This is a genomic window from Paenibacillus sp. S02 (genome assembly GCF_019454065.1).
In the GTDB taxonomy this organism is placed as follows: Bacteria; Bacillota; Bacilli; order Paenibacillales; family Paenibacillaceae; genus Paenibacillus; species Paenibacillus polymyxa_B.
Genome location: NZ_CP073682.1, coordinates 891,799 through 908,621, shown reverse-complemented (window position 1 = coordinate 908,621; position 16,823 = coordinate 891,799). Strand labels below are relative to the sequence as shown.

Below are 16,823 nucleotides of genomic sequence, written 5' to 3'. Positions count from 1 at the left end.
AGAATGATCAACAGTTAGTTAATTGATAATGATTATCAGTTTCTCTGATAAGCATACTGGAACGGGGGATAACATATGGCAACACCGAAACAACCACTGCGCACAGGCATGCTGCTTGCAGCGATCCTGGCACTACTGACGGTCATTATGGCGGGATGTGGAAGCCAGTCACAAGATAACAGCGCAGCAGCACCTCAAGCAACAGGTGACACTCGAATGATTAAACATGAGATGGGAGAAACCAAAGTTACAGGTACACCCAAAAGAATCGTAACCCTGGAATTCTCTTTTGTCGATGCCACAACCCAACTGGGCGTAACTCCTGTCGGCATAGCTCAGGAAAATGACGATGATATTGATGGGCTGCTCGGTAAGAAAATCAACTTTACACCAGTAGGCACGCGCAAACAGCCAAACCTGGAAACGATCAGCTCCCTGAAGCCGGATTTGATTATTGCCGATCTGAATCGTCATAAAAGCATATACAAAGAACTAAGCGAGATTGCTCCGACCATTGTTCTAAAGAGCCGCAATTCCTCCTATGAACAAAACCTGGCATCCTTCGGTGTCATCGCCGATGCGTTGGGTGAGAAGGAAAAAGGCGAGCAAATTCTCGCTGCGCATAAAGCTACCATGGAAAAGTTGAAAGAAGGCATCAAAGCTGGCGAGTCACGTAGCGTATTGCTAGGGGTATTCCGCTCTGATTCACTATCGGCTCACGGTGCTTCATCCTTTGATGGACAATTGCTGGAGCAAGCGGGTATTCACAATGCCCTTCAAAATACAAGCGAGCCTACCGTCAAGCTGACGCTGGAACAGATTGCACAAGCGGATCCTGATGTGATCTTTTTGGTGGAAGCCGATGAGAAGCTGATTGCGGAATGGAAGCAAAACCCGCTTTGGCAAAACATTACGGCCGTCAAAAAAGGGGAAGTTTACGAAGTGAACCGGGCACTGTGGACCCGGTACCGTGGACTCGGCTCAGCCGAGAAAATACTGGAGCAAGCCATTTCGCTTCTGTATCCCGCGCAAAGTAAAGGAGACGGCTCCCGTTGATCGGACAAGCCTCACGCGACCGGCTGAATAAGCCGGTCTTCTTTGCACTTATCGCTGCGTTGCTGGCTGGATTGCTGCTCAGCGTGGCGATTGGCCCAGTCAGGATGGACATCCCCACCATGCTGACTGCGCTGTTCACCGAGCATCCGTCCAAGGATCAGCTCATTGTCTTGACGGTACGCCTACCGCGTGCCGTTATTGGCCTAATCGTCGGGGCGGGGCTCGCCGTGGCGGGAGCCCTGATGCAGGCCATCACACGCAACTCGCTGGCCTCGCCGCAGGTATTCGGGGTCAGCTCAGGCGCTTCGCTGGCTGTCGTGCTGTCCGTCGTGCTGCTGCCGAATATCGGATCGTCCGACAGCATTTATTTTGCTTTTGCCGGGGCCATCGCAGGCGGCTCCTTCGTATATGCGCTGGCCGGAACGGCGGGCATGACGCCGGTCAAGCTGGCCCTTGCCGGGATGGCCGTGCATCTGTTGCTGGCCTCCATCACCCAGGGACTGCTCGTGTTCAACGAGCAAATATCCGATGTGCTGTATTGGCTCGCCGGAGCCATCGATGGTTCCACTTGGGCCGACACGCGTCTGGTGCTGCCATGGTTCGCCGTGGGTATGATCCTTGCGCTGGCGTTGGCGCCCTCGCTCTCTGTGCTGAGCCTCGGGACGGAAGTCGCACAAGGATTGGGACAAAACGTACGTCTTGTCCGTCTACTGGCCTCGGCCTCAGTGATTTTGCTGGCAGGCTCTGCCATAGCGGTAGCCGGGTCCATCGGCTTTGTGGGCCTGATGGTGCCGAATATCATCAAGATGTTTACAGGCGACAATTACAGGCGGGTCATTCCCCTGTCTGCAATCTGCGGAGCTCTGCTGCTGACATATGCAGACGTGCTTGGACGATTCATTGCATTTCCTTATGAATCGCCCGTTGGTATTGTAACGGCGCTGGTGGGTGCGCCCTTCTTTTTATATCTGGCGCATAAGAACGGGAGGGCTTCACGATGAAAAAACTGTGGATTTTACTCGCACTAATGCTGGGTGTTGCTTTTATAGCTATAGGCGTGGGCAGCACCTACATTACACCCTCTGAGCTGATCACAGCTCTGACTGACCGGAATGCCTCTTCCTGGTTCATCGTTCACCATTATCGGCTGCCACGCGGTCTGCTGGCCATCATGGCCGGAGCTGGGCTGGCAGTAGCCGGTGTTCTGCTGCAAGGCATGATCCGCAACCCGCTGGCCTCGCCAGATGTGGTGGGTGTATCCAAGGGGGCCGGCTTTGCGGCGGTTCTTGTCATCGTACTGCTGCCCTCATCCCCAGTGGCGCTGTTGCCTGTAGCAGCCTTTGTCGGTGCCGGACTAGCTGCACTGTTGCTCGTACAGCTTTCGATGAAGGGAGGCATGCGTCCCAATATGCTAGCCTTGACCGGACTGGCGGTGGGCGCTATTTTTCAGGCTGCGACCGATTATATACTGGTCAAGTATCCACTCGAAGCCAGCGACACGCTCACTTGGCTAGCTGGAAGTCTGTGGGGCAAAGGCTGGGACGAAGTGTATGGGCTACTGCCGTGGTTAATCGTGTTGCTGCCTCTCGCCTATACCCTACAGCGCAAGCTCGACATTATGAGCCTAGATGAAGAAAGCTCTGCTGGGCTGGGACTTAGCGTGAAGCGTGTGCGTACAGGACTGCTAGCCGTGTCAGTCGCCTTAGCTGCCTCCTGTGTCGCTGCCATCGGCTCCATCGGCTTTATCGGACTGCTGGCACCGCATCTGGCACGGCGGTTATTTGGCAATCGCCACCGCTATTTATTGCCCGGCTCGGCGATGATCGGCGCCCTGATTCTCGTCCTCGCCGACGCGTTGGGACGGGGGCTGAAGCCGCCGCTCGAAATTCCCGCTGGCATCGTGACAGCCGTCATTGGCGCGCCATATTTTTTGTATCTATTGCTGCGGGAACGCAAACAGAAAGGCAGCGAATAGGATTAGGATAAGAAGTTGCGCAGCGCAGTTAAGCGCTGCACTATACCCTAGCGTTTAGCAGCGCTACCTGTACACCGATACGCCGATTAACTTCTTTTCTAAACGATTCATCATGTAGTAACCTCTTTTTAAAAACATTTATCATTTCAGGAAAGCTGGCATTTGTGCTAGGGTCCAAATCGTTAAAAAAGACAGCTAGCTCTGTCGAATGCCCTTCCTTATCTGTCGCATACATTGCCAGTGTCAAAACGTAAGCCGTGGAGCCTCCTTTTTGCCCAGTATGTTTCAGGAATTGCTGGTTTTCAGGAAGAACCATAAATGGTTCCTCCATGACCTCGGACAATAACTTTTGCTCAGCTTTTGTGAACCCTTGACGGCGGTTCAGCTTACTCATTAAAGAGGCATAATCGGCTGTCGTTGAAGCTATAAAACGATCCGTATTAATACGGTCATAATCCTGATCATACCAGGTCTCAATATCTGCGTTTTTCTTGTAAGAACCACTCACATCACGGCGCAGCTTGTTATGAATCACGCGGGCATATCGGCGAAATTCCGTATCAGACATTGCCTGGATGGCTTCTTTGGCAGAAATATTATTCTTTGCATTATTCCAATTCTCACCTTGGCTCTCCTTCATCCGTTCGTAGGGAATCAGAATAGAGGATACAAACGGATAAATGGGATCATGATTTTGCAAACCCAAGTTGGCTCTCGTCCGATTGATCGCTTCCAACCCCAATTTGTCCATTAAATACTCGGCATTGGCGTTGGAACTGAATTGAATCATCCCCTTGGCGACGTCACGTACAGATACAGTTTCATTCTGTATCCGCCCTTTGGCCTCCATATTCTGTAGCCACGCCGTATGAGCACCACCATCCAAACCCGGCAAATAAAACCTTTCCAGCGAAATCAGCTTCACTCTTTCATCCGGGTTGATCTGATCCACCGCCGCTTGCTTGGCATATTCGATTGCAATGATTGTTTTGACGGTGCTCGCCAAAGGCATCATCCGGTTTTCCTCTTGGCCTGCCAGCTTTTTTCCATCTCTCAGAATCGTAATCGAAACTTTTTCTGCATTCTCCTCCACAAAATGAAGTAAACACCGAGCAGCATCCTGTTCCTTTGTTTCACCCTTAACCTCGGCTGCAATCGCAGTTGTGGGCCGGACGGTATTCGGGGGATTAGCCACTTGATTCTGCATGAAAGATAGTAATCCTGTTGCCACACCCATAACGATGAGCACTGTAGCCAAAATAGTTGCTACTATGATAAGGCGCTTTCGTTTCACTATAACCTCCCCCTGTATACACTTCACACACAGGTTTATTTTCCCATTTTTATATTTCAATTTCTATTTTAAACGAAAACACAGTACAAAAAGTTTCATTACGTGTCATATTTGCAAATAACATAAAAAAGAGAGCCTCCTGTATATAACACAGGCTGACTCTCTTTCGTTACCCTTCGACACTTATGCTGGATAGGGTACTTCGGTTCCATTCAATATGAGGTGCATCCGAATTTCCGCTTTTAAGGAGTCGGATACTGCACAATATTTTTCCTTACCCATCTGAATCGCTTTCCATACGCGGTAATCCGGAATATCTCCATCTACGTGGAATGTCAGATCAATCGCTGTAAAGCCTGTCGGCATTTCTTCCTTGCGCGTACCTTCTGCGTCAATATCAATGCGAGTAATGTCCGACAAGAAACGATCCAAAATCATTGTGATATCGATCCCCATACATCCTGCCAGACCTGCCAACAGCAGTTCCATGGGTGTCATCCCTTTACCATCACCGCCATAAGCCGCCGTAGCATCCATCCCTACAGAATAACCGGATGGTCCCTCCGAAGTAAACGCGCGTTTGCCGTGCCAAGTTGTAGATACTTTCATGTTCAAAGGCCTTCTTTCCATCTTAATAATCTATGATTTATCCTCGATCTTACTTTAAAACTCACTGATTTGGCGTAAAAATTTCTGTGTTCTCTCATGCTGGGGAGTGTCAAAAAACGCCTGTGGCGCTGCCTCCTCCAAAATGATACCATCTGCCATAAATATAACCTTGTCTGCCACCTCGCGAGCAAATTTCATCTCATGAGTAACGACGACCATCGTCATTCCGTCTTGAGCCAACTCTCGCATAACACCCAGCACTTCCCCTACCAGCTCGGGATCAAGTGCTGATGTCGGCTCGTCGAACAGCATAATCGCCGGGTCCATCGCCAGCGCACGCGCAATGGCTACCCGCTGCTGCTGTCCACCGGACAGACGTGAAGGATGTACATCCTGCTTGTCCGATAACCCCACCCGCTCCAACAACCGTTGTCCGATGGACATAGCCTTGTCGCGCGGAATTTTTTTTACTGTCAGCAGCCCTTCAATGACATTGCCGATTGCGGTTTTGTGAGGATACAGATTGAATTGCTGGAACACCATCCCCGTCTGTTTGCGAATCTCACGAATGGCTACTTGGCGGACACGAACGGGAGCCGTAGCATCGACCTCAATCCCATTCACCTCAAACTTGCCGGAAGACAGCTCTTCCAGACCGTTCAGGCAGCGCAGCAAGGTACTTTTACCTGAACCGCTCGGGCCGAGTAATACGACGATTTCGCGAGCGACAACCTGAAAATCAATGCTTTTCAGAACCTCTACCTGTCCGAATCGTTTACCTAATCCGTTTGTTGTTATCATCATCTATCATCTCCACCTTAATAAGCTCGAGCCAGACGCTTTTCCACCCGCTCCAGTATAGCGGAGAATCCAATGCTCATAATCCAGTACATCAGGCCAATTTCGAGCAGAAACGGCATGTAGAGCAAATACTGTGCCTGTAAAAGCTGTGCCTGTCGCATCAATTCACTGACCCCGATAACCGACACCAGCGACGTTTCTTTAAGCATACCTACAAATGTATTCCCCATCGGTGCAATTGCAATGCGTACCGCCTGCGGAAGAATAATGCGCCACATCGTTTGACCGGGCGACATTCCCGTCGCATAAGCTGCCTCGGTCTGTCCCTGGGGTACGGCTAAAATAGCTCCACGGAACGTCTCCGATAAGTACGCTCCTGTGTTAATACTGAGTGCAAGACAAGCAGCCGTCAGCGATCCGAATGATATTCCATAATCATCTAGTCCATAATAAATGACCGCAATCTGCACCAAAACCGGCGTTCCCCGAATGATCGATACATACATGCGCGCCAGCCATCGAACGGGTCGATTCCCCTTCAACCGGGCCACAGCAACAACCAAACCAATGATTAGGCCAAAAAACATAGAGACAATCGTAATATATAGCGTATAATAAGCACCCTTTAATAAAAAAGGGACGTTCTCCCACATTAATTCAAGCATCGATTATATTCCCTTCTTTCAGACGAGTGGCCCCATGTCAGCATAAAAGCCAAGACTGGAGCCAGACGCCTCTAAAAGGCTTACGTTATTCTTTTGGCTCCTCGCCAAACCATTTTTTGAAAATTGTTTTGTAAGTGCCGTCTTCCTTCATTTCCTTCAAAGCCTTGTTCAAGGCTTCTTTAAGCTCAGGAGTTTTCTGGTTAATGGCTACACCCGCTTGATCCGATTTAATCGGCTCGCCTACGGCTTTAATTTGGAACCCGTTTTTATCGATAATGGGCTTGAGTGCATACAGATTGTTAATGGTTGCGTCAATGCGACCAGAGTTTAGATCCTTTAAGGAAGTAATGACATCATCATACGTTTTAATCTCAAAATCGCCTACCTTCGGCAGTACTTCATTCCGCAGATAAGATTCATCATTCGTTCCCAAGCCGACACCAATGGTTTTGCCTTTAAAGTCCTCCAGCTTGGTAATATCATTTGTTTTGCTGTTTACGATAATGTTTACATTGTTTGTGATATAAGGCTCTGTGAAGTCAATGGCCTTCTTACGATCCTCTGTGATCGTCACTTGGCTAATCACTGCATCGAATTTTTTCTTTTGCAAACTTGGAATCAGTCCCGAGAATTCTTGTGCCGTGAACTCCGGTTTCACTCCAATCCGCTTCGCCAATTCTTTGGCGATATCCACATCAAATCCGTCCAATTCCTTGTTGTCGTTCAAAAAATTGTACGGCGGATAGGTGCCCATCATGCCTACCTTAATTACACCAGCCTTCTTGATTGCTTCGAGCTGGTTACTCGCTGCCACATTACTGCTACCCGCTCCATTGCTAGTATTAGAAGCTTCTGGCTTAGTACCGCAAGCGCTCAGCACAAGGCTGAACAATGCCAGAGCTATGAGTGTAGTTACCAAGAACCCTTTTTTACGTGTTTTCATGTATCGTTCTCTCCTGTCTGGATGTAAATGATTGAGTTCTTCTATGTGATTTGGCTATATTATTTGTTGCCAACGCCCCATTCATGCGATGTTGCACATCTAGCTTTGACCTAATAGTCCATAAAACTCAAAATTAGCCGCCTCTGCTGCCAATCTTTTAGCAGTTATCTGCGTGATGTGGTCATGTGTTCCCTCTGAACCGAATAGCCAGCGTGTAATGACACCTTCGATCATACTCATGAGTAGTGCCGCTCTTAATTCGACATCCAATTCAGCAGGCAACATGTTCAGCTCGATCGCTCTTTCCATATTGCGCCGGAATGCCAGCTCCATCGCGGCCCTTGTCTCTCGGATACTCTGGCGCACCGGTTCATCGACACCGCTGCCGATCAACAGCAAACCCATCAGATAGCGGTTCTCCAATGCAAAATCAAATAACCGAACAAACAGCGCTTCCGAAGCCTTAACCATATCAGCCAGCGTTCCCGCATCACGGCGATATCCCTGTCCAATCGCTGACAGTAGTTGTTCACGACCGGTAGCGATAATCTCTAGCGCCAGTGCCTCTTTACTTTTAAAATGCCAATAAAACGTGCCTTGGGCTACTCCCGCCTCTACCACGATATCTGAAATCTTCGTTTGATGGTAACCCTGCTCGGCGAACCGCTTCAATGCAATGTGAAGAAGCTGTGTTCTGCGGTCTGTTTCTTCCCCCGCATGCTCAGCAGGTTGGTCATTTGAGACGGCCTCGGACTGCTTCGCCTTTCGTGGCTGCAATGGGTTTCCTCCTCCCGATTGATCAGTCAGTCAGTTTTGTATTTTTAATCCTATAGGATAAGTATACTTTTGTCAAAGAAAAAAGTGTCAGAATAAAATAAAGTTTTGCTGCTCCAAGCGGCTTTTAAATTTTAAAAACGACAGATCCCATAAAATAAGTATTAGACTGGCGACAACAAAAAAGACAGCGGCAGTCTTAGACTACCGCTGTTTTATTAAACTAACGTTTCCCGTTAGCGGAATGCTCGCTAACCGTAACAACATTAGACGTACCTTTCTCACGTATTGTTCTCTCCACCCCTAGAGTCTTCACTCTTGTCCCCGATGGGGTTAGATTTGATTTCACATAACAAGCTATCTCCCCCTACCTGAATAAATAATATTCCTTAACTGGATGACCTGACTTTTAAGCTCTTTCTCTCTCTCCAAAAAGTAGAGCGAAGCTTGCAGCAACGGGAAGTTCGGTTCCGCTTTACGAGTTTCGTTCTGGATAAAATGGTAAACCTCTTTCAACTCTGAACGATGTTTTGCGCCGGATGGAAGAACATTAAGGGCCGAATCCATCTCCCGGAACAGCTCGGTAAGGAACTGCTCTCTCTCCCCTTGGCGGTCCTCGAGCCCCCAGCTTAAATACCTCTCGAACGAAGCCAGTTTCAGCAGAGGCTTCAGGTTAGAGGCCATCATATGCTTAACGAGCACATTGAGCTTATCCAAAATGAACCTTGCCGTTTCCTCAAGCGATAGAGACTTTTCTTCATAAACGATCCAAAATAAGTACTCCTTCAGAATCGCACGATAGATGGAAACCAAATCCCACAGGAACGGATAAATTTCTTCGCCATAAACCTGTATCAAGCACTCTTTATGCCATCGGATGAGCCGCCCTCTAACCTTGTGTCTAAGCGGCTGGAACTTGGGATCCTGTTGGATGGGGAGCTCCGTGAATTCGACCAGAATATGCTTGTATTCCATAAAATAACGGAATCGCAGAATGATCTGCTGCAGAAACTGCTCTTCTGGCGAGAGTTCGGGAAAGCGTTTCAGTTCATCGACTTGATCAAAATAGGCGTTATGGCATTGATCAAACACCTCGCTGAAGAGGTCTTCCTTGGAAGGGAAATATTTATAGACTGATCCTTTGGCAATACCGCAATCCTCGGCAATATCCTGTATCGTCGTCGAAAGAAACCCATGTTCCTTAAAAAGCTTCATCGCCGATTTTAAAACCTCTTCCCTTGTCACACTCATAAGAAAAATCTCCCCCTTGACTATTTATGAATGATAGTACAAAATACGAAACAGGAAGTCAAATGACTATATGTTCGCGTCATTAAACATACGGTCAAATCGAAGAGATGAGGAGAACATACAGAATGGAACGATTATGGGATCCACAAAAAACAGCGTTGGTTGTTATTGACTTGCAAAAGTGGATAGGAAATCAATACGCCCCTTATTCTGCTGAGCAGGTAGTGTCTAACGCCGCAGCCTTGGCAGATACTTTCCGTGAGCAAAGCTCAATGGTTGCACTGGTCCGGGTATCTAGTAAAGATTTGAAGGATATCCCGCGTCCTAAGTTGGATTCGCCTGGACCACCCCTGAATCTGCCTGAAGGATGGGATCAAATCGTCCCGGAAATGCGGGTCACCGAGACAGACCATATCATCACGAAGAAGCAATGGGGGGCTTTTTACGGAACGGAGCTCGACCTTCAGTTGCGCCGCCGGGGAATTGATACCATCGTCTTATGCGGCATCGCTACTGAGTTGGGCGTTGATACGACTGCGCGGGAAGCGTTTATGCATGGGTATCAGCTGATTTTGGCGATTGATGCTATGACTGGATTTTCCGAAACCGGGCATGATTACGTAAAAAATTTCATTTTTCCACGCATCGGGCGTACCCGGACAACACAGGAAATCCTCTCTGCCCTTTCAGGCAACTGTTTATAGTTGAAAAAATGACTTTCCCATTCCCCGTGTATTATTTGACCGAATACACGAAGAACGCCACAGCTTAAAACTCGCTTTGCGTTTGCTGGGAATCTCATCTGGCCATACTTATAGGACGATTATGTGTTCTCAGGGTGCACATATTGGCTGACGGCATGGGATACGACCTGCTGCACCAAATATACAAAGTAACCGCTGAATGATATAGAGCGAACGGCTCGTCGCAATTGGCACGCGCTTCTTGTATAGCAACCAGCATGAGTTCCGCAGTGTTCAATGGGACGAGTACGCCTAGTGGCGCAGCGCTAATGCTAATAAATTTGCATAATTGCCAGTGGAATTGGTGGTGCTCTTTTAAACGGTCTTTTCCAATCATGAGCTGCGCTTTTATTGTCTTTCGTAAGGCCATACGATTTATCAAAAGCTTTAAACTATTCTGCCCGTTAGCTTAAACAAGTACCGGCAGTCTAATGTAGTGTAGTGCTTATGAAAAGTAAATAAGCCCATAACCGTATTTGGAAGCAAATGAATTTTCCAATTTATAAGGGTATGGGCTCTCTTTGATCCTAAATAAGGCAGTGTAGGTTCTTATCACTTATAAAACATCATCGTCTGCTAATATACATTAGCATGTTGCTCTTATATGGTAAAAGCAATTTGTTGAGCTATCGTACCCGTCGTTCAATGCCAATCCCATTCCGAGTAATGGTGATTATTAGGCCCTGTTAGAGCCTCGCGAACGTGATGTAATCGACTTGGACAGGCTCTGCCGATTCGATCCGAAGCGCCCGGTTGATCTGTCCCCGGTGATATTGCCCATGTAAGAGGACCTGTGACAGGATGTCCCGGACGGACGTTTGGAACGGAACCCCGCTCTGATTCGCATAGTCGATCATCTCGTCCAACTCGGATTCCTCAAGTCCTTCGATATAGACGCGATATTGCTCGGCATTTTCTTCGAACATCGTCCGGATCGCCGTCAGGTCTTCTGCTTCCTCCCACAACGAATATTGGGCGCTGCCCTTGCCCTGCAATCGGGACAGCCAGACTCGTTCCGCGACCGCGACGTGCCGAACCAGCTTCAGAAGGTCCTTGTTCTTCGTCTCACTCTCCTCGAGCGTATCCAAGATGCGTCCGTCCGCCCAGTACAAGTGGTCCATCATGCACTTGATCGTCTTCATTTCGGTTCCCCCCTCTTCGTCTCATCGATTACTTGAACCTACTATTAACCGTTAGTTTAATCATTTGAATGAACTAAAACAACCTTTACACCAGCCTCATTTTTACGTTCAGCCTTGAAAAATCTTTGATACTTTAATTTCATAACTCTTCTCAGGCACTGCCTTTTTAAAAAAAAATCATTTGGCTAGGTCTATTTTGTTATTGTCTTTTTCGGGTTTTTAGATGCTTTAATTTTCATGGGAGTTCAATAAAAAAGGAAGCTCCCGCGCCAAATATTAATTAAAGAACATACGCGGGTAGCATGTAGTGCTTTTAAAGAAGCCTTTATTTAATCCAAGCACTAAGAAAACGCTTTATTTTCTCAGTCTACAACTTTATTTTCTTTGAACAAAAAGAGAACCCCTCAGAGGTTCTCTTTATCCTTTATATCGCTGCTACAGCAATGCTTTTGCCGCAATATCCGTACGGTTTTGTTTACCTTCAAAAGCAATACGATCCGCCTGTTCGTAAGCTTTGTTCCGTGCCCCGGCAATATCACGTCCCAAGCCGACGACACCTAATACACGTCCGCCATTCGTTACCCACTCACCCTGTTCGTTGACGCCTGTTCCAGCATGGAACACAATGGCTTCGTCTACCTGTTCCAATCCGTGGATAGGTACGCCTTTGGCGTAAGCTGCAGGATAACCTCCGGATGCCAGCACCACGCACACCGCCGCTTCATCCTTCCACTCAATCTCCACCTGATCCAGCGTGCCATTTACAGCAGCGAGAAATATATCGAGCAGATCGGATTTTAAACGAGGCAGAACCACTTGAGTTTCCGGATCACCGAAACGTGCATTAAACTCAATGGTCTTCGGCTTGCCGTCCGGCGAAATCATCAATCCAGCAAATAATACACCTCGGAACGGGCGCCCTTCAGCAACCATGGCCTTGGCCGTCGGCTTAATAATCGTCTCAATAGCTTCCTCAATAATGGAATTGGCTATGTGAGGCAACGGAGAATACGTACCCATGCCACCTGTATTCGGCCCTTTGTCACCATCAAAAATTGGCTTGTGGTCTTGCGCCGCAGCCATCGGACGAACCGTTTCACCGTCGACAAAGGAGAGAATCGACATTTCCTGACCAGCCAGAAACTCCTCGATCACGACTTGTGCCCCGGCTTCACCAAACACCTTGGTCACCATAATGTCAGAGAGAGCCTTTTCCGCTTCCTCCATCGAGTACGCGACCGTTACCCCTTTGCCTGCCGCCAGTCCATCTGCCTTGATGACGACTGGGATCGGTTGTTCCTTCAAGTAGGCATGTGCTTCCTCGTAAGTATAAAACTTGCGATAGGTTGCTGTCGGAATATGATATTTGTGCAGCAAATCCTTCATGAAGATTTTGCTACCTTCAATTTCCGCTGCATTTTTACGCGGTCCGAATACTGGAATGCCTTTCGCTTCAAATGCATCCACAATACCATCTGCCAGCGGATCATCGGGGCCAACCACGACAAGTCCTACCTTTTTGGATTCCGCCAGCTCTGTCAGCGCGTCAAAGTCACTCACCGGAATCGGCACACACTCCGCTAACTGTCCGATACCAGCATTGCCTGGTGCGCAATAGATTTGTCCGGCCTTGGGGCTTTTCTTCAGCGCCCATACAATTGCATGTTCGCGGCCGCCCCCTCCGATAACCAAAATATCCATTCAGGTGATTCCTCCCGCTCCCATTAAGATTGTTCAGGTGAAAATGCTGCTGCATCCTCAACTCATACAAGTTAGTGCTTGAAATGACGTACGCCTGTAAAGACCATGGCAATGCCGTATTCGTTAGCAACCTTGATGGACTCTTCGTCTTTGATGGAGCCGCCCGGCTGAATAACTGCTGTGATGCCTGCTTTAGCTGCCAACTCCAACGTATCGCCCATCGGGAAAAATGCATCGGATGCCAGTACGGCACCTTTTGCTTTGTCACCGGCCTGCTCGATAGCAATCTTGGCCGCACCGACACGGTTCATTTGTCCTGCGCCTACGCCAATGGTCATATTATCTGCCGCCAGTACGATGGCGTTGGATTTCACATGCTTAACCACTTTCCAGCTAAACAAAAGCTGTTTCAGTTCTTCCTCGGATGGTGCCCGCTCCGTTACAACTGTAAGTGCATCCGAGTCTACAGCGTGAATGTCATTTTGCTGAACTACCATACCGCCTTCAATGGAAGTCACGACGAAACGGCTCTCTGCCTGTTCAGACCGGGAAAGCTCACCCAGATCAAGCAAACGGATATTTTTCTTTTTTGTTAAAATCTCCAATGCTTCTTTCGTAAAGCCCGGTGCCAGTACAATTTCCAAAAAGATTTCACTCAGCTTATTTGCTGTATCACCGTCAATAATCCGGTTAGCTGCTACGATGCCGCCAAAAATCGAGGTTGGATCAGCTGCATACGCCTTGCTGTACGCTTCATAAATACTGTCGCCAATTCCCACACCGCAAGGATTCATATGCTTAACTGCTACTACTGTAGGTTCGCTGAATTCTTTGACAATTTGCAAAGCGGCATTAGCATCATTGATGTTATTGTAAGACAGCTCTTTGCCGTGAAGTTGTTTCGCTGTTGTCAGTGTACCCTTTGCCGCCAATGGCTCACGGTAAAATGCCGCCTGCTGATGCGGATTTTCGCCATAACGCAAATCCTGAATTTTTTCATAGGTTACGGTGTATCGCTCAGGCAACGGCTCGCCTGTCACATTCGACAAATAATCGGATATCAAAGCGTCGTATGACGCCGTATGACGGAAAACTTTTGCGGCCAAACGCTTACGGGTATTCAGTTCCGTATCGCCATCCTTACGGATTTCCTCCAACACTGTGCTATAGTCATCAGCATCGACTACCACACTGACAAAAGCATGATTTTTTGCCGCAGAACGCAGCATCGTTGGACCGCCGATGTCGATATTTTCAATCGCGTCCTCATAAGTTACACCGGGTTTGGCAATCGTTTCCGCAAAAGGATACAGATTCACAACGACCAGATCAATATAACCCAATCCAAGTTCTTTCATCTGACGCTGATGCTCTTCATTATCCCGAACAGCCAGCAAGCCGCTGTGTACCGCAGGGTGGAGTGTTTTAACACGTCCATCCATAATTTCAGGAAAACCCGTTACCTCTGAAATGCCGATGACGGGAATGCCCTCCTTCGACAACAAGCTGCTCGTTCCCCCTGTCGAAACGATCTCCACACCCAATTTGGACAACTCGCGGCAAAATTCCACGATCCCCCGCTTATCCGATACGCTGACGAGCGCTCTTTTAATACTCACCCTGTCTCCTCCTTTAGCTCTTTCAGAAATTTTGCAAAATTCTCTTTTATCATTTTATTTCCCGAGAAATATCGGAAAATGCCTGTACAACATCCTTGATATGACAATGATATGACAAATTACAATCATTCTTAGAGAAGTGAAATCACTTTGCGACCATTTAATTGGATTTTACCTTGGGCCAATTTGCCAACTACCTCTGGATATAGCTGACGTTCCACGGATTGAATGGCTGCGGATAAGGATTCCGCTGTATCATGGTCGTCAACTTCCACGACACGCTGGGCAATAATGGCCCCCGTATCCATGCCCCCGTCCACAAAATGAACGGTGACGCCACTTACCTTGACCCCATAGGTCAATGCCTGTCCAACAGCATCTTTCCCTGGAAATGCCGGAAGTAGTGACGGATGAATATTAATGATTTTTCCTGCGTAGGCATCAACCATGACGCTGGATAGCAAACGCATGTAGCCAGCTAACACGATGAGATCAATCGATTTCTGCTCCAGTAAAGTCACCAGTTCACGCTCATAGTCTTCTCGAGAAGGATATTCCTTGGGTCGAAAAGTATGGCACGCAATTCCAGCTTTCTGTGCTCTAGCTACGGCAGGAGCCGCAGGCTTGTCACAGATGAGCAGTTCTACCGAGGCGCCGCCCAGTTCTCCTCGTGCAGCCGCATCCACCAATGACTGAAAATTCGTCCCTTCGCCTGATGCAAAAACAGCAATTCGGTACTCGTTCATTACACCTCGGCTCCCGTAAAGGTCACGATAGAACTGCCTTCCGTTACTTTTCCGATCACATATGCGGCTTCGCCCTGTTCCTTCAGAACTTCCAGTGCAGTCTGTGCATGCTCTTCGCCTACAACGATTACCATTCCAATTCCCATATTAAAGGTTGTGAACATGTCTTTGTTGGAGATTGCGCCTTTTTCCTGCATGAGCTGGAAGATCGGCAAAATCGGCCAAGTGCCGTATTTTATATCCACATTGACGTGATCCGGTAACACTCTAGGGATATTTTCAATAAACCCGCCACCTGTGATATGCGCCATGCCTTTTACTTTTACCTTGTCCAGCAATGCCAAAACGGATTTCACGTAAATTTTTGTTGGCTCCAGCAGTACAGCGCCCAGTTTGCCGTTCAAGCCTTCGATTTCATCATGCAAATCATAGCCCTGCTGTTCCAATAACAGCTTGCGAACCAGTGAGAAGCCGTTACTGTGAACTCCACTGGAGGCCAGTCCGATAACGGTATCTCCGGGAGCAATAGAGCTACCGTTGATGATTTTGCTTTTATCTACAATCCCTACCGTGAATCCGGCAATATCATATTCACCCTCGCTGTACATCCCTGGCATTTCTGCGGTTTCACCGCCGACCAGCGCACAGCCCGATTGATGGCAACCCTCTGCGATTCCAGCGACTATAGCTTCAATTTTCTCGGGTACAACCTTGTCACAAGCGAGGTAATCCAGGAAAAAGAGTGGCTCCGCGCCCCCGACGATAATGTCGTTTACACACATCGCAACCGCGTCAATACCTATGGTGTCATGACGATCCATTGCGAAAGCAAGCTTCAGCTTCGTGCCAACACCATCGGTACCGGAAACGAGTACAGGCTCCTCGTACTTATCCTTATTCAGGCCGAACAACGCACCGAATCCGCCCAAGTCCGTCAGCACTTCGGGACGGAAGGTACGTTTAACGTGCTTTTTCATCCGTTCTACTGCTTCATTACCGGCAGCGATATCTACCCCTGCGTTTTTGTATGCTTCGGACATTCATGAACACTCCTTCAAATGATTGACCCTCCTAAGTCCTCCCTAACAGGGAGGATTCCATGGGGCTGCTCCCCCTGGACCCCTCAAGAGTCGGTCAGATGTGTAAGGTTGGGTGCTGCTTGGTGGTTGGTTCGTGCTGTGAGTCGCGTGTTGTCCTTTGTATTCGTGGGCTATACCCACGAATACAAAGGGACACGCTTTAGTGCGAGGCCGCCTATGCAGCGGCGGCGGGGCCCGTCCCTGGCTGTTTGCTTCGCAAAGGCGGGGACGGGCCGGTCAAATAAGTGAGCAGCGCCAACGGGCGGCTTACTTATTTGACCATTGAGGCAGGCAGCTTCGCTCTGCCTGGTGTCGAACTTCGCTTCGCTGGCTCAACCTTATAAGAGCAGGGTGACTTTTTATGAGTCACTGCCCCTTTAAAAACTCATGGCATGAAATAGTTATGCCATGAGTTTTTAACTGCC

16 protein-coding genes are annotated in these 16,823 nt (G+C 48.4%); 4 read left to right on the top strand and 12 right to left on the bottom strand.

Annotated features, from left to right (window positions below; all coding sequences use genetic code 11):
* The first annotated feature begins 75 nt into the window (after positions 1–75).
* The 3 genes from KAI36_RS04090 to KAI36_RS04080 are packed head-to-tail and all read left to right on the top strand — an operon-like array spanning position 76 to position 3,031.
* On the top strand, positions 76–1,056 hold the full coding sequence (locus tag KAI36_RS04090; protein ID WP_023987064.1) for an ABC transporter substrate-binding protein: 981 nt from the start codon (positions 76–78) through the stop codon (positions 1,054–1,056).
* Positions 1,053–2,057, top strand: a complete 1,005-nt coding sequence (locus KAI36_RS04085) for a FecCD family ABC transporter permease (RefSeq protein ID WP_220027024.1) — start codon at positions 1,053–1,055, stop codon at positions 2,055–2,057. The genes KAI36_RS04090 and KAI36_RS04085 overlap by 4 nt, the downstream gene beginning before the upstream one ends.
* Positions 2,054–3,031: a FecCD family ABC transporter permease gene (locus tag KAI36_RS04080; protein ID WP_220027023.1), complete on the top strand. Its 978-nt coding sequence runs from the start codon at positions 2,054–2,056 to the stop codon at positions 3,029–3,031. Before KAI36_RS04085 ends, KAI36_RS04080 begins: the two co-directional genes overlap by 4 nt.
* Before the next feature lie 40 nt (positions 3,032–3,071).
* On the opposite strand, the gene KAI36_RS04075 is transcribed toward KAI36_RS04080, so the two are convergent.
* The 7 genes from KAI36_RS04075 to KAI36_RS04045 form a co-directional block, all read right to left on the bottom strand.
* Positions 3,072–4,325 (bottom strand): serine hydrolase, encoded by a 1,254-nt coding sequence (locus tag KAI36_RS04075; protein WP_220027022.1) that lies wholly within the window; start codon positions 4,323–4,325, stop codon positions 3,072–3,074.
* A 183-nt stretch (positions 4,326–4,508) separates the two neighbouring features.
* Entirely contained in the window at positions 4,509–4,934 is a 426-nt protein-coding gene (locus tag KAI36_RS04070) for an OsmC family protein (protein WP_023987060.1), read from the bottom strand.
* A gap of 54 nt (positions 4,935–4,988) precedes the next feature.
* Complete coding sequence (locus KAI36_RS04065) at positions 4,989–5,738, bottom strand: amino acid ABC transporter ATP-binding protein (RefSeq protein ID WP_276572459.1); 750 nt, start codon at positions 5,736–5,738, stop codon at positions 4,989–4,991.
* Between the two features lie 14 nt (positions 5,739–5,752).
* On the bottom strand, positions 5,753–6,400 hold the full coding sequence (locus KAI36_RS04060; RefSeq protein ID WP_013308808.1) for an amino acid ABC transporter permease: 648 nt from the start codon (positions 6,398–6,400) through the stop codon (positions 5,753–5,755).
* A gap of 85 nt (positions 6,401–6,485) precedes the next feature.
* The gene (locus KAI36_RS04055) at positions 6,486–7,343 is read right to left on the bottom strand and encodes a substrate-binding periplasmic protein (protein WP_220027021.1); all 858 of its coding nucleotides are present in this window, start codon (positions 7,341–7,343) and stop codon (positions 6,486–6,488) included.
* A 99-nt stretch (positions 7,344–7,442) separates the two neighbouring features.
* Positions 7,443–8,120 (bottom strand): TetR/AcrR family transcriptional regulator, encoded by a 678-nt coding sequence (locus KAI36_RS04050; RefSeq protein ID WP_220027020.1) that lies wholly within the window; start codon positions 8,118–8,120, stop codon positions 7,443–7,445.
* Between the two features lie 354 nt (positions 8,121–8,474).
* Positions 8,475–9,368, bottom strand: a complete 894-nt coding sequence (locus KAI36_RS04045; RefSeq protein WP_071639567.1) for a TetR/AcrR family transcriptional regulator — start codon at positions 9,366–9,368, stop codon at positions 8,475–8,477.
* Between the two features lie 125 nt (positions 9,369–9,493).
* On the opposite strand from KAI36_RS04045, the gene KAI36_RS04040 reads away from it, so the two are divergent.
* Positions 9,494–10,072 (top strand): hydrolase, encoded by a 579-nt coding sequence (locus KAI36_RS04040; RefSeq protein ID WP_029515795.1) that lies wholly within the window; start codon positions 9,494–9,496, stop codon positions 10,070–10,072.
* 725 nt (positions 10,073–10,797) lie between these two features.
* Here KAI36_RS04040 and KAI36_RS04035 read toward each other — a convergent pair.
* The 5 genes from KAI36_RS04035 to purM all read right to left on the bottom strand — a co-directional run bounded on the left by KAI36_RS04035 (position 10,798) and on the right by purM (position 16,359).
* Positions 10,798–11,253, bottom strand: a complete 456-nt coding sequence (locus tag KAI36_RS04035) for a DinB family protein (protein WP_220027019.1) — start codon at positions 11,251–11,253, stop codon at positions 10,798–10,800.
* A gap of 435 nt (positions 11,254–11,688) precedes the next feature.
* On the bottom strand, positions 11,689–12,954 hold the full coding sequence (gene purD, locus KAI36_RS04030; RefSeq protein WP_220027018.1) for a phosphoribosylamine--glycine ligase: 1,266 nt from the start codon (positions 12,952–12,954) through the stop codon (positions 11,689–11,691).
* Between the two features lie 71 nt (positions 12,955–13,025).
* Positions 13,026–14,573, bottom strand: coding sequence for a bifunctional phosphoribosylaminoimidazolecarboxamide formyltransferase/IMP cyclohydrolase (gene purH, locus KAI36_RS04025; RefSeq protein ID WP_220027017.1), 1,548 nt, complete (start codon positions 14,571–14,573; stop codon positions 13,026–13,028).
* Positions 14,574–14,704: 131 nt separating this feature from the next.
* Entirely contained in the window at positions 14,705–15,319 is a 615-nt protein-coding gene (purN, locus tag KAI36_RS04020) for a phosphoribosylglycinamide formyltransferase (protein WP_209940988.1), read from the bottom strand.
* Positions 15,319–16,359 carry a phosphoribosylformylglycinamidine cyclo-ligase gene (purM, locus tag KAI36_RS04015; RefSeq protein WP_220027016.1) on the bottom strand — a complete coding sequence of 347 codons (1,041 nt, stop codon included), beginning with the start codon at positions 16,357–16,359 and terminating at the stop codon, positions 15,319–15,321. The genes purN and purM overlap by 1 nt, the downstream gene beginning before the upstream one ends.
* Positions 16,360–16,823 lie beyond the last annotated feature (464 nt).

Coding starts and splice junctions, on each gene's coding strand:
- KAI36_RS04090 (WP_023987064.1), top strand. CDS start 76: ATGGCAACACCGAAACAACCACTGCGCACAGGCATGCTGCTTGCAGCG.
- KAI36_RS04080 (WP_220027023.1), top strand. CDS start 2,054: ATGAAAAAACTGTGGATTTTACTCGCACTAATGCTGGGTGTTGCTTTT.
- KAI36_RS04070 (WP_023987060.1), bottom strand. CDS start 4,934: ATGAAAGTATCTACAACTTGGCACGGCAAACGCGCGTTTACTTCGGAG.
- KAI36_RS04065 (WP_276572459.1), bottom strand. CDS start 5,738: ATGATGATAACAACAAACGGATTAGGTAAACGATTCGGACAGGTAGAG.
- KAI36_RS04060 (WP_013308808.1), bottom strand. CDS start 6,400: ATGCTTGAATTAATGTGGGAGAACGTCCCTTTTTTATTAAAGGGTGCT.
- KAI36_RS04055 (WP_220027021.1), bottom strand. CDS start 7,343: ATGAAAACACGTAAAAAAGGGTTCTTGGTAACTACACTCATAGCTCTG.
- KAI36_RS04045 (WP_071639567.1), bottom strand. CDS start 9,368: ATGAGTGTGACAAGGGAAGAGGTTTTAAAATCGGCGATGAAGCTTTTT.
- KAI36_RS04040 (WP_029515795.1), top strand. CDS start 9,494: ATGGAACGATTATGGGATCCACAAAAAACAGCGTTGGTTGTTATTGAC.
- KAI36_RS04035 (WP_220027019.1), bottom strand. CDS start 11,253: ATGAAGACGATCAAGTGCATGATGGACCACTTGTACTGGGCGGACGGA.
- purD (WP_220027018.1), bottom strand. CDS start 12,954: ATGGATATTTTGGTTATCGGAGGGGGCGGCCGCGAACATGCAATTGTA.
- purN (WP_209940988.1), bottom strand. CDS start 15,319: ATGAACGAGTACCGAATTGCTGTTTTTGCATCAGGCGAAGGGACGAAT.
- purM (WP_220027016.1), bottom strand. CDS start 16,359: ATGTCCGAAGCATACAAAAACGCAGGGGTAGATATCGCTGCCGGTAAT.